The following is a 26,390-nucleotide window of genomic DNA, read 5'->3' on the forward strand; positions in this document are numbered from 1 at the left end:
CATGACAACGCTTCTTCAGAAAGCAAAAGTTGAAAACCTTGACGTCCTGCGTTTTACCAGCCGTCAGGCGATGGGGGAAGCCGCCGGGGAAGCGGTCGCAGGCTGGCTGCGCACTCGCCTTGCGTTTCAACCACAGGTGCGGATGATATTCGCCGCCGCGCCTTCGCAATCGGAATTCCTCGCCACATTAACGCAGGCTGAAGGTATCGACTGGTCACGTGTCACCGTTTTTCATATGGATGAATATATTGGGCTGGAGGCAAAGGCTCCCCAGCGCTTCAGTCGTTTTTTATGCGACGCTCTGTTTGATCGGGTGAAGCCAGGGAATGTTCATTTAATTGAGGGGCAGGGGGATACTCAGGAAATCTGCCGACACTATACGCAGTTACTGGCTGAAGCGCCGATTGACGCAGTATGCCTGGGCATTGGTGAGAATGGTCATCTGGCATTTAACGATCCGCCAGTAGCGGATTTTAACGATCCGGCCATTATTAAGCCCGTCGAGCTTGACGAGATTTGCCGCCAGCAGCAGGTTAACGATGGCTGCTTTGCTCGTCTGGAAGACGTCCCCACCCGGGCGTTGACGTTGACTATTCCCGCGTTGATGCAGGCGGCCCGTCTCTTTTGCATCGTGCCGGGAGCCACGAAACGTCAGGCGGTTGCCAGCACATTGTACGATCCGATCACCGTCGCGTGTCCGGCGACGATCCTGCGCCAGCATGCCGACTGCACGCTATATACCGATGCCGATGCCTGTGCGGAGGTGACCGTTGACTAATAATGTATTGCACGCGCGTGATTACCGGACGTTACATCCGGTCGCCGTGAAAATAGCGCAGGGGAGAATTTGTGCTATCGAACGTCTGGATACTGATGAGACGCTGCCCATCATTGCCCCCGGTCTGGTCGATCTTCAGGTCAACGGTTTTCAGGGAATCGATTTTAATCATTATCCCTTTAGCGACGAGCAGGTAGAAGAGGCCGTGCGTCTGCTGTGGCGGGAGGGGGTGACCAGTTGGTTACCGACGGTGATCACCGCCGATGCAGAAACCATCGGCAACGCCATGAGCGTGCTGGCTCAGGCGTGTGAGCAGCGGTCGGTGGTGGAAGAAGCGATAGCAGGTATTCATCTTGAAGGCCCGTTTTTGTCGCCGCAGGACGGGCCGCGGGGAGCACACCCGCGCGATGCTATTTGCGCGCCGGCATGCTCGCTATTTGACGAGTGGCAGCGCCGCGCAAACGGGCGAATTCGTCTGTTGACCCTTTCCCCGGAATGGCCGCAGGCCGCGGCGTTTATTCGCAACTATCAGCACAGCGGCGTCCGGTTTTCCATCGGCCATACCGCCGCCTCCCCGGCGCAAATTGATGAGGCGGTTGAGGCCGGAGCGAGTATGTCTACGCACCTTGGCAACGGTGCGCATTTACAACTTCCGCGTCATCCGAATTATATCTGGCAACAACTGGCAGACGACCGACTGGCCTGCACTGTCATTGCCGATGGCGAACATCTGCCAGTGTCGGTATTGAAAGTATTTATGCGCGCTAAGGGAGAGCACATCATGCTGGTCAGCGATGTGACGCATTTTGCCGGGCTTGCGCCGGGAGAATATCAGGCCAATATTGGCGGACATGTCATTCTTCATCCTCACGGACGGCTGGCAATGCGTGATAACCCGCAGTTACTGGCCGGCTCGGCCCGTAGTCTGCTGGAGGGGGTTAATTACCTGTTGACCTCATCGCTTACTGATTTACAAACGGCGATTGAGATGGCTTCTTTGCGCCCGGCACGGCAGCTTAGCTTACCGCAGCAGGCAGGGCTTACCGTGGGCGCCCCAGCCGACTTGATTACGCTTTTCGAGCGTTCCGACGGTGGCGTGACGCTGACGGGATGCTGGAAAAAAGGGCAGAAAGTATGGGGTGACTAACTCAGCGCGACTGATAGACTGGAAACATCACCGTACTAACTGAGTCCAGTCATGAAAGAAACAGGGAAAGGGACGGCTATCCTGCGCATAAACAATGAAAAGCGAGTGATAGCCGCCCTGCGTCATCAGCAATTGACCTCCAGGCAGGATCTTTCCCGCCAGCTCAAACTGAGCAAAAATACCGTCTCGCTGATCGTTGACGATTTTATTGCTGCTGGCATCGTTGAAGAGCGTGAACCGTTCTCCTCCTCCGTGGCAGGAAGGCGCAAAATCGGTATTGCGCTACGTCCGGAGCGGCGGTTAAGTGCGGGGATCATGGTTGAGCGGCAGGGCGTTCATCTGCGGGTATGTGATGCCTTTTCTCAGGTGCTGGAAGAACGGACCTGGCAAACGGAGACCGCCGATCCGACGCGTTTGCTTGCTGAACTCGGCAAACACTGCCAGCAACTGACTCGCGATTATCCGGCGCTGATTGGCATTGCGCTTGGCTTCCCGGGGATCATCGATCCGCAGCGCGGATGGATGCACCACTCCTCCCATCTTGGCTGGCAGGATGCCGATCTCTTCTCATCGTTGCAGCCGCAGGTTTCGGTGCCGTTATTGATTATGAATAACGTCAAGGCGGCGGCGTTGCTGTCCGTACAGCAGTTAAAATGCGATCCGACCAACAGTAATTTTTATTTGCGTATCGGCGAAGGGGTCGGCGGAGCGTTGGTCAAAGAAGGGGAAATTTATACCGGCAGTAGCTGGACCGCCGGGGAAGTGGGGCATCTGGTTATCGATCCGCGTGGGGGCCGTTGCTCCTGTGGCCGTAAAGGGTGCCTGGAAACGCTGATAAGTCAGCCAGCTATCCAGCAGCAACTGGCACAAAAAGCGCCCGGTCTTTGTTGGGAAAATCGTGCCAGCGCCCCTGATATTGTGAACACGATTATGGCGACCGCTGGCATGTATCTGGGACATGCGCTGGGTCAAATCATGCTGCTACTGAATCCTGGTGATATTGTGATTGATGGCCCCTGGAACTGCCATGAAGGGTTTGTTACCGCCGTGCGTCATAGCGCTAAGCAAAGCGCGCTGGATTTTACCGTGCAACGAACCCGCCTGCATTTTATTGAACAGCGGGTCGATCCGGCCAGGGGACTGGCGCTGGCGGTGCTGGAACAGCATGAGCGCGTTGATCCTCTTTCACCTGGCGCATGACCACTCCTCATAAACCCTACATCAATTCCCCCAGCGAGAATGCGGCAAAAGGGGGCCATTCCCGTAAATGATTCATCCGGCGAAAATCTCGCACAAAGAGGTGCTCGCACCGCGATAAGAAAACGTTTGCGTATAAACGGTCCTTTTTTGCCGCAGGTCAATTCCCTTTCTCCTGAATATCACCCATAATACGCCCCCGGTTTGCACACCGGGAATCCAGGAGAGTTCATGTACTACCCCTTCGTTCGTAAAGCCCTGTTCCAGCTCGATCCAGAGCGCGCTCATGAATTTACTTTTCAGCAATTACGCCGCCTTTCAGGAACACCACTGGAAGTGCTGGTGCGCCAGAGGGTGCCGCAAAAGCCAGTCACCTGTATGGGGCTGACGTTCAAAAATCCCCTCGGCCTGGCCGCCGGACTGGATAAGAATGGCGAATGCATCGATGCCCTGGGCGCAATGGGTTTCGGTTCGGTTGAAATCGGCACGGTCACGCCGCTGCCTCAGCCAGGCAATGATAAACCGCGGATCTTCCGGCTGGTGGAGGCCGAAGGTCTGATCAACCGCATGGGCTTCAATAATCTTGGCGTTGATAATCTGGTTGAGAACGTTAAAAAAGCGCATTTTGATGGCGTACTTGGGATTAATATTGGCAAAAATAAAGATACGCCAGTAGAACATGGTAAAGATGACTATCTGATTTGTATGGAAAAAGTCTATGCCTATGCCGGTTATATCGCGATTAATATTTCCTCGCCAAATACCCCCGGTCTGCGCACGCTGCAATACGGTGAGGCACTGGATGATTTATTAAGCGCGATAAAAAATAAGCAAAATGAACTTCAGGCGCGGCATCACAAATATGTTCCGATCGCAGTAAAGATCGCCCCGGATCTTTCTTCAGAGGAACTGATTCAGGTCGCCGATAGTTTATTACGCCATAATATCGATGGCGTTATTGCGACCAATACGACATTAGATCGATCTCTGATTCAGGGGATGAAGAATTGCGATGAAAGCGGTGGTTTGAGCGGCCGTCCATTACAGTTAAAAAGCACTGAAATTATCCGTATGCTGTCTGCGGAATTAAAAGGTCAATTGCCCATTATTGGCGTCGGCGGCATTGACTCGGTGATGGCTGCTCGCGAGAAGATGGCGGCAGGGGCTTCGCTGGTGCAAATCTACTCCGGATTTATTTTTAAAGGTCCACCGTTGATTAAAGACATCATTTCTCACATCTAATCCTGAATTTTGTGACCTGCCAGGGCTTTATTTTCAGCCCTGGTTGTTTTATATTCCCCTCTTGTTGCTTATTTATACGTTCTGGTCTTTATTATTAAAGCAACAAACGAAGCGGCAAAGGACGATGCCGAAATCAAAATCTGAAGGGGACAGGAACATAATGCGTATTAAACCCGACGATAACTGGCGCTGGTATTTCGACGATGAGCACGATCGAATGATGCTCGATTTAGCGAACGGCATGATTTTTCGCTCTCGCTTTGCCCGACGAATGCTAACGCCGGATGCCTTTGAATCCTCTGGCTTTTGTGTTGACGATGCCGCACTTTATTTCTCGTTTGATGAGAAATGCCGCGACCTCGATCTTAAAAAAGAACATCGTGCCGAACTGGTGCTTAATGCGCTGGTCGCCATTCGTTTTCTGAAACCACAAATGCCGAAAAGCTGGCACTTCACCTCGCATTCCTCCCACTGGATGCCCATGATGGGCGATGCCGCCTGTGTATGGCTTAGCGACTCACTAGAGCAGATTAATTTGCTGGTGGTTGAACCTGGCGATAATGCTACGCTCTGTCTGGTGGCTCAGCCCGGCGTAATGATTGCCGGGCGTACGATGCAGTTAGGGGATGCGATAAAAGTGATGAATGACCGACTCCGTCAGGTCGACTGTGTCAGTCACTATCTGGAGCATGCCGTTTAATTTTGCAGGCGTAGTGATGTTTTCGGCACGCAGCTACAGCACAGGATGGTTCCGTCCTGAGCGATAGCCCCTTTCCTTAATTCGCTCACCTCTCCCTCAACCAGACGAATGCGGCAGCTGCCACAGAGTCCGGCACGACAAGAGTAGGGCACGCGGATCCCCTGTTGTTCCAGTTGCTCAAGTAAGATCTGCTGATTATTACCGCTGAACGTTTGCCCCTGCCAGTCGATATCGACCGCCGCGTTCTCCTGCTGCGCAACGGCAATATTTTCAACGACCTCACCCGCGCCATACGGTCTGGCCGGGCCGGTAGCCAGAACGGTGATCTCATCGCCCACCCGAACGACGCCGCTATTACGGGCAATCAGATTTTGGCCAAAGTCGACATCGCCGTTGTCGGCAGTACGGAACGTTTGCAGGGTGGCCAGCGGTTCACCGGCGGGATGTTTCTGGCCTCGTTCGGGGCTGACGGTGGTTAATACGCAACGGCTACAGGGTTTAACGATGTCAAAAATCACCTCGCCGATGCGGATTGTTTTCCACGTATCTTCTTCCCACGGTTGCGCGCCCGCCACCACCAGATTAGGGCGAAACTGTTCCATCTTCACCCCGGCAGAGCAGCGGTTTTGCACCTCGCGCAGCGAGGCTTCACTGGTCAGCAGAAACGGAAAGCCATCGGCGAAGGACAGCGGCACCGCATCGAAGCGCTTAACGCGTCGCGTCGGCTCGGGTCCCACCCAGCGCAACTGGACCTCGCGGGCGAAAAAGCCTGAAAGCCAGCGGTTAATTTCCCCGGGGGCCACGAGTGCGGTAAAATGATTTCCCCATACCTCAGTGGGTTCGCCGTGGACGGCAAAATCGCTAAAACGCACCAGCGCGCTGCTGCCATCAGGTGCGGTAAGATGAAGTCCGTTATGCAGAGGCGCAGGCGTAAAGCGAACCATCTGTGGAAACTGACGGGCAGTAATGAACGTACCATCAGGTTCAGTGATCATAAAGATTCGGTCAAATGCCAGGCCGCTGATATCCGCAAGGGCATGCGACAGGCCAATGCCGCGCATGGATTTTACCGGATGAATGAAAAGTCTGGATAACGTGGCCACAACCTGCCCCTTATGCATGAAAATAAGCCCTCAACTTTATGACATAGCGTTGAGATTGGCTATAATGCGCAACAATTTTATTAGAGTAAAAGTGACGATATGAATTCTCTGTTTGCCAGTACGGCCCGTGGGCTGGAAGAGCTGTTAAAAACTGAACTGGAAGGGCTTGGTGCGGTGAATTGCCAGGTGGTCCAGGGTGGTGTCCACTTTGAAGGGGACGCGCGGCTCTTATATCAAAGCCTGATGTGGAGTCGTCTGGCGTCGCGCATCATGATGCCGCTCGGAGAATGCAGCGTTTACAGCGATCTCGACCTTTATCTTGGCGTACAGGCAATCCCGTGGACCGAGATGTTCAACCCTGAGGCGACCTTTGCGGTTCATTTCAGCGGTCTCAATGACAGCATTCGCAATAGCCAGTACGGGGCATTAAAAGTTAAAGATGCCATCGTCGATGCCTTTATGCGTAAAAACCTGCCGCGTCCGAACGTTGACCGTGAGTCTCCGGATCTGCGCATTAACGTCTGGCTGAATAAAGAAACGGCGCACATTTCCCTCGATCTCAGCGGTGACGGTCTGCACCTGCGCGGCTATCGCGATCGCACCGGCATGGCCCCCATCAAAGAAACGCTTGCCGCTGCCATCATAATGCGCTCCGGCTGGCAGCCGGGTACGCCGCTGCTGGATCCGATGTGCGGTTCGGGGACCTTACTGATTGAAGCCGCCATGCTGGCGACGGACCGTGCGCCGGGCCTGCATCGTGGACACTGGGGTTTTGGCGGCTGGGCGCAACACGATGAGGCGTTGTGGAAAGATGTTAAAGCCGAGGCGCAGACGCGCGCCCGTCAGGGACTGGCAGAGTATGGCTCACGTTTTTATGGCTCTGACGTTGACAGTAGAGTCGTTGAACTCGCGCGCGGCAATGCCCGCCGCGCCGGCGTTGGCGAACTGATTACCTTTGAAGCAAAAGATGTGGCGCAACTGACCAATCCGCTGCCGAAAGGACCTTACGGCACCGTGGTCAGTAACCCGCCTTACGGCGAGCGTCTGGAGAGTGAACCTGCGCTGATCGCGCTGCACAGCTTGCTGGGTCAGATCATGAAAAACCAGTTTGGCGGCTGGAATTTGTCGATGTTCAGCGCCTCGCCGGATCTGCTTAATTGCCTTCAGCTGCGCGCCGATCGCCAGTTCAAAGCCAAAAACGGCCCGCTGGACTGCGTGCAGAAAAACTATCACCTCGCCGAAACTACCGCTGAGAGTAAACCGGCCACGGTGGCGGAAGACTACGCTAACCGCTTGCGTAAAAATCTGAAGAAACTGGAAAAATGGGCGCGTCAGGAGGGGATTGAATGCTATCGCCTGTACGATGCCGACCTGCCGGAATATAACGTGGCGGTCGATCGCTACGGCGACTGGATCGTCATTCAGGAATACGCGCCGCCGAAAACCATCGACGAGCATAAAGCGCGTCAGCGCCTGTTTGATATTATCGCGGCAACGATCGCTGTCCTTAATATGGCACCGAATAAGCTGATCCTGAAAACCCGCGAACGGCAGAAAGGCAAAAATCAGTATCAAAAACTGAGCGAGAAGGGTGACTTCCTTGAAGTGAGCGAATACAACGCGAAGTTGTGGGTAAATCTGACCGACTATCTGGATACCGGTCTGTTCCTCGATCACCGCATTGCCCGCCGGATGTTGGGGCAGATGAGCAAAGGGAAAGATTTCCTCAACCTCTTCTCCTATACCGGCAGCGCCAGCGTTCACGCCGGGCTGGGCGGCGCACGCTCAACCACCACCGTCGATATGTCACGTACCTATCTGGAGTGGGCCGAACGTAACCTGCGCCTGAATGGTCTGACCGGGCGTCAGCATCGCCTGATGCAGGCTGATGTTCTGGGCTGGCTGGCCGACACCGATGAACAATTCGATCTGATCTTTATCGATCCGCCGACGTTCTCTAACTCTAAACGGATGGAAGAAACCTTTGACGTGCAGCGCGATCACCTGCGTCTGATGCGCGATCTCAAGCGCCTGCTGCGCAAAGGCGGCACCATCATGTTCTCTAACAACAAACGCGGTTTTCGCATGGATAACGACGGGCTGGCTGAGCTGGGACTGAAAGCACAAGAAATCACCCAAAAAACGCTGTCACAAGACTTTGCCCGCAATCGTCAGATCCACAACTGCTGGCTGATTACCGCCGCCTGAAAGGAAAAGTAAATGTCATTAATCAGTATGCACGGTGCCTGGCTGTCGTTTAGCGACTCGCCGCTGCTGGATAACGCAGAACTGCATATCGAAGATAACGAGCGTGTTTGTCTGGTTGGCCGTAACGGCGCAGGCAAATCCACCCTCATGAAAATCCTCAATCGTGAACAGGGGCTGGATGACGGTCGCATCATCTATGAGCAGGATCTGGTCGTGGCGCGTCTGCAACAGGATCCACCGCGCAACGTGCAGGGCAGCGTCTATGATTTCGTTGCGGAAGGGATTGCAGAACAAGCGGTGTATCTCAAGCGTTACCACGATATCTCGCATCTGGTCATGACCGATCCGAGTGATAAAAATTTGCACGAGCTGGCGAAAGTGCAGGAGCAGCTGGATCATCACGGTCTGTGGCAGCTTGAAAACCGCATTAATGAAGTGCTCGCGCAATTAGGTCTGGAGCCGGATACCGAGCTGGCGGCGCTCTCCGGCGGCTGGCTGCGTAAAGCGGCGCTGGGGCGGGCGCTGGTCAGCGCACCGCGCGTTCTGCTGCTCGACGAGCCGACTAACCACCTGGATATTGAAACTATCGACTGGCTGGAAGGGTTTTTAAAATCCTTCAACGGCACGATTATCTTTATCTCGCACGACCGTTCCTTTATTCGCAATATGGCGACGCGCATTGTCGATCTCGACCGCGGCAAGCTGGTGACTTATCCGGGCAATTACGATCAGTACCTGCTGGAAAAAGAAGAGGCGCTGCGCGTTGAAGAGCTACAGAATGCGGAGTTTGATCGCAAACTGGCGCTGGAAGAGGTGTGGATCCGTCAGGGCATCAAAGCGCGTCGTACCCGTAATGAAGGGCGTGTGCGCGCACTGAAAGCGATGCGTAACGAGCGCAGTGAACGCCGTGAAGTGATGGGTAGCGCGAAGATGCAGGTCGAAGAGGCCACCCGCTCCGGCAAAATTGTCTTTGAAATTGAGCATGCTAATTATCAGGTTGACGGCAAAGTGCTGGTAAACGATTTCTCGGCCCAGGTACAGCGCAGCGACAAAATCGCCCTGATTGGGCCTAACGGCTGCGGCAAAACCACGCTGTTAAAACTGATGCTCGGCCAACTGAAGGCGGACAGCGGACGGATCCATGTCGGTACTAAGCTTGAAGTGGCGTACTTTGACCAGCACCGGGCGGAACTCGATCCGGATAAAACGGTGATGGATAATCTCGCCGAAGGCAAACAGGAAGTGATGGTCAACGGTAAGCCGCGTCACGTGCTCGGCTACCTGCAGGACTTTCTGTTCCATCCAAAACGGGCGATGACGCCGGTAAGGGCACTCTCCGGTGGGGAACGTAACCGCCTGCTGCTGGCACGGTTATTCCTCAAACCCAGCAACTTATTGATCCTCGATGAACCGACCAACGACCTCGATGTCGAAACGCTGGAACTGCTGGAAGAGTTGATCGACGGTTATCAGGGCACGGTTTTGCTGGTGAGCCACGATCGTCAGTTTGTTGATAATACCGTGACGGAGTGCTGGATCTTCGAAGGTAACGGTAAGATTGGCTGCTACGTTGGCGGCTATCACGACGCGCGCGGTCAACAATCTCAGTCGCAGGCGCTGGCAAAAAAACCGGTTGCCAGTAGCAAAGCGCCGGAGACAGTGGCAACAAAAGCGGAAAATGTTAAGCGCGGTGGTGCAAAGTTAAGCTATAACCTACAACGTGAACTGGAACAGCTGCCGCAGAAGCTGGAGAGTCTGGAGGCGAATCTGGAGTCGCTTCAGGCTCAGGTCGCTGACGCTACGTTCTTTAACCAGCCACACGATCATACGCAAAAAGTGCTGGCGGAGATGGCCGCCGCTGAGCAGGCACTGGAAGAGGCGTTTGAGCGCTGGGAATACCTGGAAGCGCTTAAAAACGGCGCATAACCCGAGGAACGAGTATGTGTGATAGCCATCATGCTGCGCGGCATATTTTATGCCCGCAGTGTGATTTGCTGGTGGCTTTACCGCCGCTGGAACACGGTCATAAGGCCACGTGTCCACGTTGCGAAACGACGTTGACGACAGAATGGTTTGCGCCAAGGCAGCGCCCGACCGCCTACGCGCTGGTGGCGCTGTTCATGCTTCTGCTGTCAAACCTGTTCCCGTTCGTCAATATGAACGTGGCAGGTGTTAAAAGCGAAGTGACGCTGCTGGAGATCCCGCGCGTCATGTTCTCTGAAGATTATGCCAGCCTCGGAACGTTTTTTATCGTCTTCGTTCAACTGGTCCCCGCGTTTTGTCTGATCACCATTTTACTGCTGGTAAATCGCCTTGAGATGCCGGAGCCTTTAAAGCGACTGCTGGCACGGGTGCTCTTTCAGCTTAAAAGCTGGGGGATGGCGGAGATTTTCCTCGCGGGCGTGCTGGTGAGCTTCGTTAAGCTGATGGCCTATGGCGATATTGGCATTGGCAGCAGTTTTATTCCGTGGTGCCTGTTTTGCATCGTCCAACTGCGCGCGTTTCAATGTGTGGATCGTCGCTGGCTGTGGGATGACATCGAACCTATGCCTGCTATTTCGCAGCCTCTGACGCCGGGCGTCACGGGGATCCGTCAGGGACTGCGTTCGTGCACCTGCTGTACAGCAATCCTGCCCACCGGGCAAAAAACCTGTCCGCGTTGTCACACGGATGGACATGTGCGGCGTAAAAACAGTCTGCAATGGACAATGGCACTGCTGGTGACCTCCATCCTGCTCTATCTTCCGGCCAATATTCTGCCGATTATGATCACCGATCTGCTGGGCGATAAAATGCCGTCCACTATCCTGGCTGGTGTCGTCCTGCTGTGGAGTGAAGGTTCTTATCCGGTCGCGGGGGTCATTTTCATCGCCAGTATTATGGTGCCGACGCTGAAGATGATCGCCATCGCCTGGCTGTGTTGGGACGCAAAGGGGCATGGTCAGCGCGATCGGGAGAGAATGCACCTGATTTATGAAGTGGTGGAGTTCGTTGGCCGCTGGTCGATGATTGATGTATTTGTGATCGCAGTCCTCTCGGCGCTAGTGCGCATGGGCGGATTAATGAATATTTATCCTGCTATGGGCGCGCTCATGTTTGCGCTGGTGGTGATAATGACCATGTTCTCGGCAATGATCTTCGATCCCCGTTTGTCCTGGGATCGGGAGCCGGAAAGCAGCCATGAGGAATCGTTATAACATGGAAACAAAAAAGGGTGAGGCCCAGGTGAAGAAGGTGAAAAACTGGTCCCCGGTCTGGATATTTCCTATCGTCACTGCGCTGATTGGCGCATGGATCCTGTTTTATCATTACAGCCATCAGGGACCCATGGTAACGCTTATCACCACCAATGCCGAAGGCATTGAAGGCGGTAAAACCACCATTAAAAGCCGCAGCGTTAACGTCGGCGTTGTCGAAAGCGCCACGCTAACCGACGATCTGACGCATGTTGAAATCAAGGCGCGGCTGAATGCCGGAATGGAGAAACTGCTGCATAAAGACTCGGTCTTTTGGGTGGTGAAACCGCAGGTCGATCGCGAAGGGATTAGCGGCCTTGGAACGCTGCTGTCAGGGGCTTACATCGAGCTTCAGCCGGGTAAAAAGGGCAGCGAGCCGGAAAGCTATCAATTGCTGGATTCACCGCCGCTGGCACCGCCGGATGCGAAAGGGATCCGTGTCATTCTTGACAGTAAAAAAGCCGGACAGCTCAGCCCTGGCGATCCGGTGTTGTTCCGTGGCTACCGCGTCGGCTCTGTCGAAACCAGCACGTTCGATCCGCAGAAGCGCTCCATGAGCTATCAGCTGTTTATTAACGCGCCTAACGATCGTCTGGTGACCAGCAACGTTCGCTTCTGGAAAGACAGCGGGATCGCCGTCGATCTTAACTCCGCCGGTATGCGCGTTGAGATGGGATCGCTGACCACGCTGTTTAGCGGCGGAGTAAGCTTTGACGTGCCGGAAGGACTTGAACTGGGACAACCGGTGGCGGAAAAAAGCGAATTCAATCTTTACGACAGCCAGAAAAATATTCAGGAGTCGCTGTATACCGATCACATCGATTATCTGATGTTCTTTAAAGATTCGATTCGTGGTCTTCAGCCCGGTGCGCCGGTTGAGTTCCGCGGCATCCGTCTGGGGACGGTCGGTGAAGTCCCGTTCTTCGTGCCGGGTCTGCGTCAGGCGCTAAATAACGATTATCGCATCCCGGTATTGATCCGCATCGAACCAGAACGTCTGGCCAGTCAGCTTGGCGAAAACCCTGACGTGGCGGGACATCTGGCGGATCTGCTTAAACGCGGTCTGCGTGGCTCGCTAAAAACCGGGAACCTGGTCACTGGCGCGCTGTATGTCGATATGGATTTCTACCCCAAAGCCACACCTGTTACCGGGATGCGTGAGTTTGGCGGCTATAAAGTCATTCCGACGGAAAGCGGTGGGCTGGCGCAAATCCAGCAGCGGCTGATGGATACGCTGGATAAGATCAATAGTCTGCCGCTTAATCCAATGCTTCAGCAGGCAACCAACACGCTTAGCGAAAGTCAGGCAACGTTGCGCCGCCTGCAAACGACGCTGGATAATCTTAATAAGCTGACTGCCAGTCAATCCGCGCAGGAACTGCCTGCGGATATGCAGAAAACGCTACGTGAACTCAATCGTAGTATGCAGGGCTTCCAGCCAGGCTCCGCCGCCTATAACAAAATGGTGTCGGATATGCAGCGTCTGGATCAGGTATTGCGGGAGCTACAACCGGTACTGAAAACGCTGAACGATAAGAGCAACGCGCTGGTCTTTGAAGCGAAAAGCAAAAAAGATCCTGAGCCGAAGAGGGCAAAACAATGAAAAAGTGGCTGATGGTCATAATGGCACTGGCGTTAACCGCGTGCAGCAGCAGTGAAGAGAGCAAGACCTGGTACCAGCTGCCTTCTTCGCAGCTATTAATGCAGAGCGTTGCCAGCCAGGGAAATCGCCTGCTGTGGGTTGAGCAGGTTGCGGTGCCGGATTACCTCGCCGGAAACGGCGTGGTTTATCAGACTACTGACGTCCAGTATGTTATCGCCACCAGTAATCTGTGGGCCAGCCCGCTGGATCAGCAGTTACGCACCACGCTGGTGGCTAATCTGAGCAACCAGCTTCCGGGGTGGGTGGTTGCCTCACAACCGCTGGGCAGCGATCAGGACACGTTGAACGTGACGGTGACGGGTTTTCAAGGACGCTATGACGGGCATGTCATTGTCAGCGGCGAGTGGCTGTTAAACCATCAGGGGCAGATCATTAAGCGCCCATTCCATGTTGAACTGGCGCAGCAAAAAGATGGTTACGACGAGATGGTGAAAATGCTGGCACAGGCATGGGGTCAGGAAGCATCGGCTATTGCCAGTGAGATTAAGCGTCTGCCATAAGTAAAATTAATACTGCTAAAGCCGTACCGGGTATTCTGCCGGTGCGGCTTTTTTTTTGCATTTATCTTCAGGCCGTTACTCGTCCTGGCTCACAAATTTGCCACAACGCAGGATTTGCATACCTCACAAATATGACATCGGTATGAAAATTGCGCATTGACGCTCAGCATTTTTCGCGGTATTCGTTAGATGTGATTGCGCATTTAGTAATCACTGTTTTCTTTTCCACCAGACCAAAACGATGAGGGAAACGAGGCATGAAGAGACAAAAACGAGATCGCCTGGAACGGGCACATCAAAGAGGGTATCAGGCGGGTATTGCCGGACGCTCAAAAGAACTTTGCCCCTATCAGGCGCTGAATCAGAGGTCATACTGGCTTGGAGGCTGGCGAGAAGCCATGGAGGACAGGGCAGTTATCGCCTGATTCTGTCTCTTTAATAAAGAAACCTCCGCCAGGCGGAGGTTTCGCCTGTTAACCCATCAGAATGCTGATGTGTCCTGGAACAGACCCACTTTCAATTCTTTAGCAGTATAAATCAGATGACCGTCAACCAGCACTTCGCCATCGGCAATGCCCATGACCAGGCGACGGTTTACGACGCGCTTGAAGTGAATACGGTAGGTCACTTTTTTCGCCGTCGGCAGGATCTGACCGGCAAATTTTACTTCACCAACGCCCAGCGCGCGGCCTTTACCTTCACCGCCAAGCCAGCCAAGATAGAATCCTACCAGCTGCCACATCGCGTCCAGACCCAGACAGCCTGGCATCACCGGATCGCCAATAAAATGGCAGTCGAAGAACCACAGGTCCGGAGTAATATCCAGCTCAGCTTCAACATACCCTTTGTCATAGTTGCCGCCCGTTTCCGTCATTTTAACGACACGGTCCATCATCAGCATGTTGGGTGCCGGTAACTGCGGGCCTTTAGCGCCAAACAGTTCACCGCGACTAGAGGCAAGAAGATCTTCTTTTGTATAGGATTCGCGTTTATCTACCATGTTCTCAGTAAGCCTTATTTTAGTGAAGCACGCAGGATAGCTAACACGTGTACGCTGAACAAGTCCGATCAGTTCGAACCAAACCGGTTGAACCAGCGTAACGGCCAGGGATAGCGATGACGCGCATCCGGCTGATTGGCCTGTGCTATCCGCTCCTGAATTGTTTGCAACAGCGTAGTCTGTCCTTCACCGTCCCACACAAGGCGGGTCAGTAGAGGCAGCGCGTCGGTAACATCATCGACAGCCCAAATGAAAAATTGTTCCGCTTCCACAGCCTGTAATAACGCCTGCGTGAGGCTGAGGTGGCGCACGTTGGCCGCCGGAATAATGACGCCCTGGCTACCGGTCAGGCCGCGCTGCTGGCAAATCGTGAAGAAGCCTTCAATTTTCTCATTCAGACCGCCGACAGGCTGAACGCGCCCAAACTGGTCCACCGAGCCGGTAATGGCAATACTTTGATTAATGGGCGCGCAGGCCAGGGCGCTAATCAGCGCGCAAAGTTCGGCCAGCGAGGCGCTGTCGCCATCGACCTCGCTATAGGATTGTTCGAAGGTGATCGACGCCGAGAAGGGAATTTGCTGGTCAAGTTCAAGCTCGGTCATCAAAAACGCCTGCATAATCATCATGCCCTTGGCATGGATGTTGCCGCCCAGCTCCGCCTTGCGTTCGATATCGGTAAATTCGCCATCGCCGACATGGACCACACAGCTAATACGCGAAGGTTCACCAAAGGCGCGCGGATGCCCAGGAAACTCTACCACCGACAGGGCATTGATTTGTCCAATCTGTTCACCCTCGGTTTCGATGAGGATTTGCTCAAGCAGGATCTCATCCTGAATGCGCTCGACCAGGAAACCTTCCCGCCACTCACGCTGGGTCAGCATGACCTGAAGCTGTTCCGCCGTAAACGTCGACGCTTCGGTAAAGGCAGCCGCTTCACGCAGCTGGCGTGCAATCCACAACGGGCAGAGCGGCAGGGTGTCCTGATCGCCGGTATATCTCACGGCTTCACGGACGAAAATGGGCCAGGCATCAGCAGCCGGTTTAGGCAATTGATAATAATCCGCCACCTGGTAAATCCAGCGGCACCACCGCTGCATATCATCGGCATCGGTGACCTGGAAATTATCTTCAAATTCGCTGTAGATGGCATTGGCGGTCAGTTCTGGCTCCATCTCCTGAAAATCAGCCAGCGAGTCGCGCTCGCCCACGAGGATCACTTTTAAGGAGAGCGGCATAGACGGCACGCTGACCGGCAGGGGACGTGACTCGTCAAAGGCCACCCAGTCAAAGCGCTGGAGGGCGACAATCATTTTCAGACGCATCCATAGCAGGGGCTGGGCTAACAGCGTGCGCAGTGAGACCATCAGCACACCGCCGTTTGCCTGATGCACCAGACCTGGATGCAGACTAACGTCGCCGTTAAATTGACGAACGCAGCCAAAAAGCTGTTCCGCTTCAACCCAGTCGGCACAAATGATTTTACCCGTACCGGCAAAGTTATCGTCCTGCGATTGCGCAGGCTGCAGCGTAATATGATGACGGTCAATCTGATAGCGAACACCGGTCAGCTGCTCCTCCGGCGGGCAGAGTTCACGGGCCGTTGCCGCCAGCAGATGCAGATACTCGGTTTCTTCTGGTGCTTTCACCAGCATAAAGGAGGATACCGACAGCGGACGAAGCAACTGCTCAAGCGCATAGAGCAGACGGTCCTGGGTGCCGTTCAACAGCGTTTCGTCAACAGATGCGAAATCAGGCTGTGCAAACACATTCTGATAGCTTTCGGTATCAGGCGTAAGATCGCGCCAGGCAAGTTTATTTATGGTCAAAGTCGATATTTTTAGTCAGATTCAAAGCGCGCGATTATACCGCATGCAGCAGGTGAGCACACGGATAATAGATAATCAACGTGCGGTTAAACTCATTTCGAATTAGGGCCTGCGATTTCTGCTCAGCACAACGCAAAAAAACTGTTATCCTGAAAGAGTTACACGGTCACATTGAGATCGCGATGAAATATCAACAACTGGAAAATCTTGAGAGCGGCTGGAAGTGGAAATACCTGGTGAAAAAACACCGGGAGGGAGAGTTGATCACCCGTTATATTGATTCCAGCGCTGCCAGAGAAGCCGTCGATGTCTTGCTGAAGCTCGAAAATGAACCGGTTCAGGTGAATGACTGGATTGAACAGCATATCAATCCGGATTTGTTGAACCGTATGAAGCAAACGATCCGCGCGCGGCGCAAGCGGCACTTTAATGCCGAGCATCAGCACACGCGCAAAAAATCTATCGATCTTGAGTTTGCCGTCTGGCAGCGTCTGGCGGGTCTTGCTCAGCGGCGGGGTAAAACGCTATCCGAAACGATTGTGCAATTGATTGAGGATGCGGAGAATAAAGAGAAGTATGCCACGCAAATGAGCAGCCTGAAGAGCGATCTTAAAGCGCTATTGGGTAAAGAATGAATGCTCCCTGAGCGAAAGACATAAAAAAACCCCGCAGCGCGGGGTTTTTTATTGGACGATAACTTAAGCCTGCGGCTGAGTTACAACGTCTTTGATACCTTTAACTTCGATCTCAACGCGACGATCCGGTGCCAGGCAGTCGATCAGCGCAGCACGAGCTTTCACGTTGTCACAGGTGTTGCCGGTAACCGGGTTGGATTCACCCATACCACGTGCGGAAATCTTGTTGGACGGAATACCTTTAGAGATCAGGTAGTCAACAACAGACTGAGCACGTTTCTCGGACAGACCCTGGTTGTAAGCGTCAGAACCGATACGGTCGGTGAAGCCCAGAACCACAACGGAACCGTCTTTCGGATCCAGGTTGCTCAGCTGGGTGTACATCTGATCCAGCGCCTGCTGACCTTCCGGTTTCAGAGTAGCTTTGTTGAAGTTGAACAGAACGTCAGACTTCAGCGTGAAGTGTTTGGTCTGTACTTCAGGAGCCGGAGCCGGTGCCGGTGCAACTACCGGTGCAGCATCTTCCTGCTGACCAAAGCGGTAGGAAACACCTACGCTCAGCAGGCCGTTGTCCGGACGAGTACCAACGGTGTTAGCGTCGCCGATGTTGTTGGTCCACTGGTATTCCAGACGGGTAGCAACATCACGAGTAACAGCCCACTCCAGACCACCAGCGAATACCGGAGAAACGCCAGTATCGTGATCTTTGAAGGTGTCGCCGCTTACGCGAGACTGAGCTTTAGCATCTGCACGCCATACCATACCACCCAGACGAGTATAGATGTCCAGGTCGTCAGCTACCGGGTAGCTCAGTTTGGTGGTCAGCTGAATGCCCTGTGCTTTGAAAGCACCGTTTACGTTGTCGCCTTTATAAGGCATACGGCCTAACCAGTCGTAACCCAGTTCGAAACCAACATACGGGTTAACCTGGTAACCACCGAAAGCGCCAGCGCCAAGCTGGTTTTCGTGGGTCGGACCATCGTTCGGGATAAAACCGGTATCATGGTACTGAGACCAGCCCAGTTTAGCACCAGTATACCAGGTTTCGTCTTTCGGAGCGGCTTGCGCTACGGTAGCGAAGCCAGCCAGTGCCACTGCAATCGCGATAGCTGTCTTTTTCATTTTTTGCGCCTCGTTATCATCCAAAAATCGCCATGAATATTCAAAGAAACTCACGGTTAAATCCTTCACCGGGGGCGCGACTTATTAATTACGCTGCCGTTATTAACGGCTTAAGACGAGCACCCCTGGCGATGTAAAGTCTACAACGTAGTTGGAAACTTACAAGTGTGAACTCTGTCAGGCATATGAAAAAAAAAGGTTGCTGAACATAATATGAAACATTTGTGTGTCATTTTTGGACTGGAGACAATGCGGGAAACCGCACCAGACAAGCTTTGTCGCGAAATTTGCTTGTACAATAAAAAGGTTGCCAACAATTTAAAATATTTGCCAGGAAAATTCTTAATTGCGATTAATGATACAAATTTGAGTGAATTTTTAACCCACTTGACTGTCTGCCGTTACGATCACCCCCTCGAATGGGGCGCATAACAAACCCCATCGCATGACCTTCTTCGGCTGCCTGTGCCAAAAGTGAATATTCATCAGGCGTTAACTCTTCAGATAACCAACCAATCACCACGCTGTAGTTTCCGGTGCGAAGCGCACGGATCATGGATGCCAGCGTATTACACGGGGACATCTGGTTAATCTGCATGACCTTGGTCAGGGGAAGACCTGCCGCCTGTACCCACTCACGGCTCAGCTTTTGCTGAGGGGTGAGCCAAAGCTGCCAGCGAGATTGTTGGCCCAGCTGTTGTAGCAGGGGCAATAGCAGAAGTTGCGTCATCATGGGCTGGTCTTCGTGATAGACAATTTCGCTGATAAGACCCATTGAGGATGGCTCAGTCGCGGAGAATGCCCCGGCAGTAGACGTTGTCGAAAATGAAGAGGTGCGATTTGCATGACCTGAAGTGTACATAATCAATCCAGCCCTGTGAGTTACTGTATGCATATACAGTACCCCTGCTACGTACAAAGATCAACCTCATTTTCTGAAAGCGACTCGCAAATTTGAACTTCAGTTCTGTAGATTGCGAAATTCATCTTGCCGCGAGACGTGAAGTTGCCTATTTTCCTGATTAGCGGATCCGTTAGTAAAGTTTATAGTTTATATACATGATTTTTAAGGAATAATCATGAGCAATATCTCATACAAACGGATTTATCAGTCGCAAGAATATCTTTCGCCGCTGGGAACCGTCCGCTATCGGGCGCTGTTTGGCGGATATAGTCTGGCGATAGATAACACGGTCTTTGCGATGGTGGCTGAAGGGGATTTGTATCTGCGAGTTTGCGAGCAAAGTGCACCTTATCGGGTCAATCATCCCACCTCGTTACTCACGCTGCAGAAAAGGGGGCGTCCGATCTTGCTGAATTATTATCGGGTTGATGATGCGCTCTGGGGCGACCGTCAAACGCTTCTGCACCTAAGTTCATTCTCACTTCAGGCCGCGCAACAGGAAAAAGTTCGCCGTGGTGGCGTCAAAAGATTGAAGGACCTGCCGAATATTACCTTTCATCTCGAAATGCTGCTAATGGAGGTGGGGATCCGTACCGAGGAAGACCTGCGCGCGCTGGGCGCAGAACTGGCGTGGTTAAAGATAAGGGAAAAGAAAAAGTATCTGTCAGTAAGACTCCTTTATGCGCTAGAAGGCGCTATTGCCGGTATGCACGAAGCCATGCTTACCGTACAACGGCGTCAACAGCTGACGGACTGGTTTAATACGTTGCCAGAACTCAGCAATGATTAACCCGAAGTCTGGCCTGTGTTGACACGGTGATCGGTAAATGTTGCGGGCGGCATGCGTCAGGGAGGCCGCCCTTTAAGATTACCCGCGCGTTTTATTAATATTGGGTGCCACTGTAAGTGAACGATCCGGGGACAACGCGCTGTGGATCGTAGGTTTCCAGTAGTTTGACGTACCAATGGCCGCCTTGCCCATTGAACTTAAGTTTTTCGAGCGGGAAAAAAACATCAGGAGCACCAGGCCGAGCGTCAGGCCAGAGCCAGACACCTGAAGCAGAGCGTAGTAATAGCCAAAGGTAAAATAATGCTCGACCGGTTGCCCTGCTCCGTAGGCGGCAATATTCGCCGCGCCATAGGTTACGGCAAAAGGGACCCAGACGGCGGAAGTGATTGCCGGTCCGTGAAGCCCAAAAAACCACAATAGCTGAGTCAGGAAAATAATAATCAGCATCGCCGGTAAGGTATCCATTGAATTAACCGCCGGGGCCAGAACGATCATTAGCCATTGTGGGAAAGGGTGTCCGGTTAATGCGACAATGCCTACTGAAACCGCCGCCGCTAAAATAACGGTGACAATTAATGGCAGTAAGGCTAAAAAACTTTCCATCACCATCGGCGGTACGCTGTCAGGCATCTTAATAACCAGCTTACGCTGTATCATAATACGGGTAATTTCTACCGTGACAATGGCGGAAACAATACTGGTAAAAAGACCCTCGGCCCCGAGATAAGTGGTACTTAAATTACCGTCAGTAATGGCAGCACTTAACATGACATGCATAATAATAGCGGAAATGCCGGTAATCAGCGATGAAATTCCATAAAGTTTCGCCAGGGCATTGGCGATAAAAAAGGCAGCATAAAGTGAAATCAGTCCGGTCGTAAACTGACTTGCCTGCGTCAGGCCGTGCAGATGTGTGCCGATAAAGTCTGCTACCGGACCTGCGCCTTACAGATTTTTCATGGCAATCGGTAATAACGAGAATGAACCCACGATGATAATGGGAATGATGGCAATCATCCCATCTTTAATTGCCTGTAAGTGTTTTTGCTGCGCAATCTTATTGGCAACCGGTACAAGAAATTTTTGTAATGTTTCCTGAAATGCTGGCAAACTCATATTAAATCCTTTTCTAAAGACGCTTTCCCATTCATCCAATGTATTGTTATTTTAAACGTGTTTTCTCTGTATACCGAAGGGAAGGACGTTTTGCAAATAATAATGCAGATGCCGTCCATAAAAGGATCGTGGTGATAAATATGCTTTTATATTGTTAAAATTGCGAAATGAAAACGAATTGATTTTAATTTACTTTGTCGGTTTGTTATTGGCTTTTTTGCATAAGGTGACTCATCAATATTATTAATGCGATTAAGTTTAGCGGCAGGTTATATGAAGCGTGTTCACGCGCCTGACCTGTAAATGTCAGGCGCGAATCGACAGCTATTGAGAAGGTAGCGTAACCTGTTGCTGCAAGCGATTAATCTCAGGAAGCAACGCAATGAGCAGCCCAATCTGTTGCAGAACCAGCGGCTCGGTGCTGCGGGTATGAGGCTCCAGATGGTGAATACGCCGGGTGAGATCGTCCAGCGCCTGACGCACGCGGGGTTCATCGTCTGGCGCATGGTGAAAGGCGTCATCAACGTAACATACCGCGTCATCCAGTAGCGCCAGCACCTCGTCGCTGCTTAACTTCTCGCGATGTGCCCCCAGCGCCGAAATATAGCTGGTAAAAGTATGATTAAGGCAGAGCAACCGGAAGGCATTTTCCCGCAGCTCAGCGGAGGCGTCGGGTTCGGTTGACATATTTGACACCACCGACGCCAGTTCCGCGTTGCGGTTGTAAGCGTCACGGCGCGCAATGCGGTAGGCCAGACGGTTATCGCGACCCTGATGATATTGTTCAAGAATGGCGTCAAGATAGCGACAGTTAGCGTTGATCGACTGCTCCAGCACGCGCGGCAGATTACGAAACCGCCAGTCCGGCCAGATAAAGCTCACCGCCGCCCAGGCAATAGCGCAGCCGATAAGCGTATCAAAAATGCGCGGCAGGGCGACCTCAAATCCTTCACCGAGCAGGTTAAAACACAGCAGGACCAGCAGGGTAATAAACATCGTCGCATGCGCATACTGCACATTACGGAAAGCGAAAAACAGAACCCCGGTCAGCACGATTAGAATCAACTGTCCCTCAATCGACGGCACGAAAAACAGCACCGGCAGACCAATCGCGACGCCAATGATGGTGCCGATGACCCGTAGTGCCAGCCGGTGACGCGTGGCGTTGTAGTTTGGCTGGCAGACGAACAGGCTGGTCAATAAGATCCAGTAGCCATGATGCAGGCCGGTAAACTGGATAAATGCATAACCGACACACAGCACCAGCGACATGCGGACGGCATGGCGAAATAGCGCGGATTCTGGCGTGAAGTTGCGGGCTAATCGCGTGCGAATATCGCTGAAGCCGTGCAGTCGGTCATCGGCCAGCAGATTTTCGGTCTCGTTGTGAGATTGTTCCTGCGACTGCCCGGATTCAATGGTCGACAGCTGTGCATCAATTGCCCGCAGATTATTGAGCAAAAAGCCCAGCGCTTTAACCTGATCGTCCGGCACGCCCGAGGCGCGTACCCGATCCAGGGCGGCGTCAAGATGGATAAACGCTTTTTCGAAACGCGGATCGTGCTGCCACGGTGTGCGCATTCGAATAGCCTGGGCGAGATGCTGACAAGCCTGTGCCTGCATTGACAGCAACCGCTGGAAACGAAACATCACGTCGCTGTAGCGAAAACTGTCGCGCAGCGTTTGATACTGAATATGCGAGGAGCTGGCGCGCTCGTGAATGTCCTGAGCGACGAAGTAATAGTGCAGCGTTTGCCGCGTGCCGCGCTGTCCCCGGTCGCCACGCAGGCGAGTCAGCAGTGAGGCTTTGGTTTGATTTAACGTCGAGACCAGTTGCCCGTTTGCCAGTGCCAGATCGTACATTGGCGCCTGACTTTCCTCTTCAATATCCGGATCGAACAGCCGGGATTTCAGTTCCAGATAATGTGCTAACTGCTCGTAACTACGGGCGAGATTATCCTGCAACGGCCGGATGGGGAAAATAAGGTGCCCACTGAGCGTCAACAGGTTATACCAGACGGCTCCCGCCAGCAGCAGCAGCGGTTGCTGATACCAGTGTTCATACAGCGACACGCCAAGCATGGTGTAGATGGCAATGAGTAGCGCGCCAAAGGCAATAGTGGCATAGCGCTGCCCCAGCCCGCCTAACAGAATAAAACTGCTGGTGGAGATGGTCAGGCCGAGAGCAAACAGCCACGGCCAGTCAAATAACAGCTCCACTGACGCGGAGGCGATAAAAAAGCTCACCAGGGTGATCGCCAGATTACGCAGTCGCCCGGTAAGCCGGTCATCAAGATCAGCCAGCGCCGCTGCCACCACGCCAAGCGTCAGTGGAATGGTCAATTTAACCTCTCCCAACCACCAGGGCAGGGCGACGGTGCCGCACAGGGCGATGAAGATCCTGACGTTATAAAGCCAGACGCTGTTGCCGGTAAAACGGCGTATCAAAGGGCTGAGCATAGCGTTAGCGATCCTGTACCGAAAGCGTGGTTGCAGGCCCCGGAAAAGCAGTGAAACACTCTTCCGGTATAAAATTGAGGATATTCAGGACGGTGCGCATACAGCCTCAGTAAAACTATGGGAATAATCGTTCCCGATGATTGTAACGTTTTTTTGGCTGGAGCACCCGGTATCTGACGGTTAAACTGGGTGATAACAGGTATTGTCAGAGTCGAACGTCGCATGGAACTGAAAGCCACATCGCTGGGCAAACGCATGGCGCAGCATCCTTATGATCGGGTGGAAATTCTGCACGCCGGGGTGAAAGTCTCAGGGGAACGTCATGAATATCTTATCCCTTTCAATCAATTAATCTCAGTTCGCTGTAAGCGCGGTCTGGTCTGGGGCGAGCTGGAATTTGTGCTGCCGGAAGATAAAGTGGTGCGCCTGCATGGGACGGAGTGGAGTGAAACGCAGCGCTTCCACAGCCATCTCATTGCCCTCTGGGACGCGTGGAGCGCGCAGATGAGCGAGATTGCCGCGCAGGTGCTTAACGAACAATTAGACGACATTGCCCGCAGCAGCGGTGAAGGCAAATGGCTGACGCGTCAGCAGACGCAGGGGCTTCAGCAGCAGATCCGTAACGCGCTTGATGCCCTCCCGGTGCCCACCAGCCGACTTGATAGCTTTGATAACTGTCGTGAGCCGTGGCGGCAGTGTCAGGCATGGTTGAAAGATAGCGAAAGCTGCCGCCTGGCGCATAACCAGACCTTCACCGACACCATGCTCAGCCAGTACGCAGAGTTCTTTGAGCAGGTAGAAAGCTCCCCGCTGAATCCGGCGCAGGCGCGAGCGGTAGTGAATGGCGAACAATCATTACTGGTATTAGCCGGGGCGGGGAGCGGTAAAACCTCGGTACTGGTAGCGCGGGCCGGTTGGCTGCTGGCGCGCGGTGAAGCCGCGGCAGATCAAATCCTGCTGCTGGCGTTTGGTCGTAAGGCCGCTGAAGAGATGGATGAGCGCATCCGCGAACGACTGCATACCGAAGAGATTTCCGCGCGCACTTTTCATTCGCTGGCGCTGCATATTATCCGCGAGGGAAGTAAAAAGGTTCCACAAGTCAGCAAGCTGGAGAACGATGCATCCGCACGCCAGAAGCTGCTTACCGACGCGTGGCAGCAGCAGTGTCAGGAGAAAAAAGCCCAGGCTAAAGGCTGGCGGCAGTGGCTGGAAGAGGAAATGGCGTGGGACCTGCCGGAAGGCAGTTTCTGGAATGACAAAAGCGTGCTGCGGCGTATGGGAAGTCGCCTTGACCGCTGGGTAAGCCTGATGCGGATGCACGGCGGTGCGCAGGCAGATATGATCGCCTCTGCGCCAGAGGAGGTGCGCGATCTGTTTAGCCGTCGTATTAAGCTCATGGCTCCGTTGCTGAAAGCCTGGAAAACAGCGCTGAAAAAAGAGAACGCGGTGGATTTCTCGGGGCTGATCCACCAGGCCATCAACATTCTGGAAAAAGGGCGTTTCGTTAGCCCGTGGAAGCACATCCTGGTCGATGAGTTTCAGGATATCTCGCCGCAGCGCGCTGCATTGCTGGCGGCATTGCGCAAGCAAAACTCGCAAACGACGCTGTTTGCAGTCGGTGACGACTGGCAGGCTATCTATCGTTTCAGTGGTGCGCAAATGACCTTAACTACCGCCTTTCATCACCACTTCGGTGAAGGGGATCGCTGCGCGCTGGACACCACTTATCGCTTTAACGGACGTATCGGTGAGGTTGCCAACCGTTTTATCCAGCAAAACCCGCATCAGCTTAAAAAGCCGCTTAACAGCCTGAAGACAGGTGATAAAAAAGCGGTCACGCTAATGGCGGAAGAGCAGCTTGATGCGCTACTGGACAAGCTCAGCGGCTATGCCACGCCGCAAGAGCGGATCCTGCTGCTGGCACGCTACCATCATTTGAAACCAGCCGTTCTTGAAAAGGCAGCTACCCGCTGGCCAAACCTGAATCTGGCCTTTATGACCATTCATGCCAGTAAAGGCCAACAGGCAGATTACGTGATTATTCTCGGGCTTGAGGAGGGGCAGGAGGGATTTCCAGCGCCGGCACGTGAGTCGGTGATGGAGCAGGCGTTGCTTCCACAGCCAGAGGATTACCCTGATGCGGAAGAGCGTCGTCTGCTGTATGTGGCAATTACGCGGGCACGCCAGCGCGTCTGGTTACTGTTTAATAAAGACCGGCCGTCCAGCTTTGTTGAGGCATTAAAGCAGCTTGACGTACCGGTCGCGCGAAAACCCTGAGGGCTTATTGCAGGCGTTCGGCAAGATAGCGTTGATAATCAGGGATCAGAATATCAATTCTGTCGCTGAATTGCGGCGACTGAATAATAAAGTCGGCGGTCGAGACATTGGTCGCCACCGGAATGTTCCATACCGTTGCCAGGCGCAGCAGCGCCTTAACGTCCGGATCGTGCGGCACGGCGTTTAACGGGTCCCAGAGAAAAATCAGTACGTCAATTTTGCTTTCCGCAATCATCGCGCCGACCTGCTGATCGCCGCCCATCGGGCCACTGAGCATGGCATTAACCTCAAGCCCGGTTGCCCGCTGGATCAGATTGCCCGTCGTCCCGGTGGCATATAAAACGTGCTGTGCCAGCAGAGGTTGGTGGCGCTGCACCCATTTCATCAACGTGGTTTTGCAATGGTCGTGGGCCACCAGCGCAATATGCTTACGCGGCGGGAGAGAGCGTGTTGTGAGTTCCATGGTAAATATCCGTAGTGTAA

The 26,390-nt window shown here is 53.3% G+C and carries 23 protein-coding genes; 14 read left to right on the top strand and 9 right to left on the bottom strand.

What is annotated here, in order from left to right:
- The first annotated feature begins 1 nt into the window (after position 1).
- The 5 genes from ACMGGS_RS15310 to ACMGGS_RS15330 all read left to right on the top strand — a co-directional run bounded on the left by ACMGGS_RS15310 (position 2) and on the right by ACMGGS_RS15330 (position 5,064).
- Complete coding sequence (locus ACMGGS_RS15310; protein WP_414163331.1) at positions 2-778, top strand: glucosamine-6-phosphate deaminase; 777 nt, start codon at positions 2-4, stop codon at positions 776-778.
- Positions 771-1,925 carry an N-acetylglucosamine-6-phosphate deacetylase gene (locus ACMGGS_RS15315; protein ID WP_414163332.1) on the top strand — a complete coding sequence of 385 codons (1,155 nt, stop codon included), beginning with the start codon at positions 771-773 and terminating at the stop codon, positions 1,923-1,925. Before ACMGGS_RS15310 ends, ACMGGS_RS15315 begins: the two co-directional genes overlap by 8 nt.
- A 51-nt stretch (positions 1,926-1,976) precedes the next feature.
- The gene (locus tag ACMGGS_RS15320; protein ID WP_414163333.1) at positions 1,977-3,125 is read left to right on the top strand and encodes an ROK family protein; all 1,149 of its coding nucleotides are present in this window, start codon (positions 1,977-1,979) and stop codon (positions 3,123-3,125) included.
- A gap of 228 nt (positions 3,126-3,353) precedes the next feature.
- Positions 3,354-4,364 (top strand): quinone-dependent dihydroorotate dehydrogenase, encoded by a 1,011-nt coding sequence (gene pyrD / locus ACMGGS_RS15325; RefSeq protein WP_414163334.1) that lies wholly within the window; start codon positions 3,354-3,356, stop codon positions 4,362-4,364.
- Positions 4,365-4,524: 160 nt separating this feature from the next.
- Positions 4,525-5,064 carry a cell division protein ZapC gene (locus ACMGGS_RS15330; protein WP_414163335.1) on the top strand — a complete coding sequence of 180 codons (540 nt, stop codon included), beginning with the start codon at positions 4,525-4,527 and terminating at the stop codon, positions 5,062-5,064.
- On the opposite strand, the gene ACMGGS_RS15335 is transcribed toward ACMGGS_RS15330, so the two are convergent.
- Positions 5,061-6,167, bottom strand: a complete 1,107-nt coding sequence (locus ACMGGS_RS15335; protein WP_414163336.1) for a YcbX family protein — start codon at positions 6,165-6,167, stop codon at positions 5,061-5,063. The two genes, ACMGGS_RS15330 and ACMGGS_RS15335, sit on opposite strands and share 4 nt — an antisense overlap.
- A gap of 99 nt (positions 6,168-6,266) precedes the next feature.
- On the opposite strand from ACMGGS_RS15335, the gene rlmKL reads away from it, so the two are divergent.
- The 6 genes from rlmKL (at position 6,267) to rmf (ending at position 14,199) form a co-directional block, all read left to right on the top strand.
- Positions 6,267-8,375 carry a bifunctional 23S rRNA (guanine(2069)-N(7))-methyltransferase RlmK/23S rRNA (guanine(2445)-N(2))-methyltransferase RlmL gene (gene rlmKL / locus ACMGGS_RS15340; RefSeq protein ID WP_414163337.1) on the top strand — a complete coding sequence of 703 codons (2,109 nt, stop codon included), beginning with the start codon at positions 6,267-6,269 and terminating at the stop codon, positions 8,373-8,375.
- Positions 8,376-8,387: 12 nt separating this feature from the next.
- Positions 8,388-10,301: an ABC transporter ATP-binding protein gene (locus ACMGGS_RS15345; RefSeq protein WP_414163338.1), complete on the top strand. Its 1,914-nt coding sequence runs from the start codon at positions 8,388-8,390 to the stop codon at positions 10,299-10,301.
- A 14-nt stretch (positions 10,302-10,315) separates the two neighbouring features.
- Positions 10,316-11,572: a membrane integrity-associated transporter subunit PqiA gene (gene pqiA, locus ACMGGS_RS15350; protein WP_414163339.1), complete on the top strand. Its 1,257-nt coding sequence runs from the start codon at positions 10,316-10,318 to the stop codon at positions 11,570-11,572.
- Position 11,573: 1 nt separating this feature from the next.
- Positions 11,574-13,214, top strand: coding sequence for an intermembrane transport protein PqiB (pqiB, locus tag ACMGGS_RS15355; RefSeq protein ID WP_414163340.1), 1,641 nt, complete (start codon positions 11,574-11,576; stop codon positions 13,212-13,214).
- A complete protein-coding gene (gene pqiC, locus ACMGGS_RS15360) occupies positions 13,211-13,774 on the top strand; it encodes a membrane integrity-associated transporter subunit PqiC (protein WP_414163341.1) in 564 nt (187 codons plus the stop codon). The genes pqiB and pqiC overlap by 4 nt, the downstream gene beginning before the upstream one ends.
- Before the next feature lie 257 nt (positions 13,775-14,031).
- Positions 14,032-14,199, top strand: a complete 168-nt coding sequence (gene rmf, locus ACMGGS_RS15365) for a ribosome modulation factor (RefSeq protein WP_103675379.1) — start codon at positions 14,032-14,034, stop codon at positions 14,197-14,199.
- A 56-nt stretch (positions 14,200-14,255) separates the two neighbouring features.
- Here rmf and fabA read toward each other — a convergent pair whose 3' ends face one another.
- Positions 14,256-14,774 (bottom strand): bifunctional 3-hydroxydecanoyl-ACP dehydratase/trans-2-decenoyl-ACP isomerase, encoded by a 519-nt coding sequence (gene fabA / locus ACMGGS_RS15370; RefSeq protein WP_414163342.1) that lies wholly within the window; start codon positions 14,772-14,774, stop codon positions 14,256-14,258.
- 68 nt (positions 14,775-14,842) lie between these two features.
- Positions 14,843-16,603 (bottom strand): AAA family ATPase, encoded by a 1,761-nt coding sequence (locus tag ACMGGS_RS15375; protein ID WP_414163343.1) that lies wholly within the window; start codon positions 16,601-16,603, stop codon positions 14,843-14,845.
- A 182-nt stretch (positions 16,604-16,785) separates the two neighbouring features.
- Between ACMGGS_RS15375 and matP the strand changes: the two genes are divergently transcribed.
- Positions 16,786-17,238 (top strand): macrodomain Ter protein MatP, encoded by a 453-nt coding sequence (gene matP, locus ACMGGS_RS15380; RefSeq protein ID WP_414163344.1) that lies wholly within the window; start codon positions 16,786-16,788, stop codon positions 17,236-17,238.
- Between the two features lie 63 nt (positions 17,239-17,301).
- On the opposite strand, the gene ompA is transcribed toward matP, so the two are convergent.
- Together ompA and sulA are read right to left on the bottom strand one after the other, a co-directional pair.
- The gene (gene ompA, locus ACMGGS_RS15385; RefSeq protein ID WP_276164522.1) at positions 17,302-18,360 is read right to left on the bottom strand and encodes a porin OmpA; all 1,059 of its coding nucleotides are present in this window, start codon (positions 18,358-18,360) and stop codon (positions 17,302-17,304) included.
- A 352-nt stretch (positions 18,361-18,712) separates the two neighbouring features.
- The gene (gene sulA / locus ACMGGS_RS15390) at positions 18,713-19,222 is read right to left on the bottom strand and encodes an SOS-induced cell division inhibitor SulA (RefSeq protein WP_414166287.1); all 510 of its coding nucleotides are present in this window, start codon (positions 19,220-19,222) and stop codon (positions 18,713-18,715) included.
- A gap of 217 nt (positions 19,223-19,439) precedes the next feature.
- On the opposite strand from sulA, the gene ACMGGS_RS15395 reads away from it, so the two are divergent.
- On the top strand, positions 19,440-20,054 hold the full coding sequence (locus ACMGGS_RS15395; protein ID WP_414163345.1) for a TfoX/Sxy family DNA transformation protein: 615 nt from the start codon (positions 19,440-19,442) through the stop codon (positions 20,052-20,054).
- Positions 20,055-20,132: 78 nt separating this feature from the next.
- Here the strand turns inward: ACMGGS_RS15395 and ACMGGS_RS15400 are convergent, their stop codons facing one another.
- From ACMGGS_RS15400 to yccS, 3 genes are all read right to left on the bottom strand, one after another.
- The gene (locus ACMGGS_RS15400) at positions 20,133-20,975 is read right to left on the bottom strand and encodes a PTS transporter subunit EIIC (protein ID WP_414166288.1); all 843 of its coding nucleotides are present in this window, start codon (positions 20,973-20,975) and stop codon (positions 20,133-20,135) included.
- A gap of 24 nt (positions 20,976-20,999) precedes the next feature.
- Entirely contained in the window at positions 21,000-21,170 is a 171-nt protein-coding gene (locus ACMGGS_RS15405) for a hypothetical protein (protein WP_414163346.1), read from the bottom strand.
- A gap of 324 nt (positions 21,171-21,494) precedes the next feature.
- Complete coding sequence (gene yccS / locus ACMGGS_RS15410; protein WP_414163347.1) at positions 21,495-23,630, bottom strand: YccS family putative transporter; 2,136 nt, start codon at positions 23,628-23,630, stop codon at positions 21,495-21,497.
- A 222-nt stretch (positions 23,631-23,852) separates the two neighbouring features.
- Between yccS and helD the strand changes: the two genes are divergently transcribed.
- Complete coding sequence (gene helD, locus ACMGGS_RS15415) at positions 23,853-25,907, top strand: DNA helicase IV (protein WP_414163348.1); 2,055 nt, start codon at positions 23,853-23,855, stop codon at positions 25,905-25,907.
- A gap of 4 nt (positions 25,908-25,911) precedes the next feature.
- Here the strand turns inward: helD and mgsA are convergent, their stop codons facing one another.
- Positions 25,912-26,370 carry a methylglyoxal synthase gene (gene mgsA, locus ACMGGS_RS15420; protein ID WP_414163349.1) on the bottom strand — a complete coding sequence of 153 codons (459 nt, stop codon included), beginning with the start codon at positions 26,368-26,370 and terminating at the stop codon, positions 25,912-25,914.
- Positions 26,371-26,390: the final 20 nt, after the last annotated feature.

It is taken from the genome of Superficieibacter sp. BNK-5 (genome assembly GCF_047456055.1).
Taxonomy (GTDB): domain Bacteria; phylum Pseudomonadota; class Gammaproteobacteria; order Enterobacterales; family Enterobacteriaceae; genus Superficieibacter.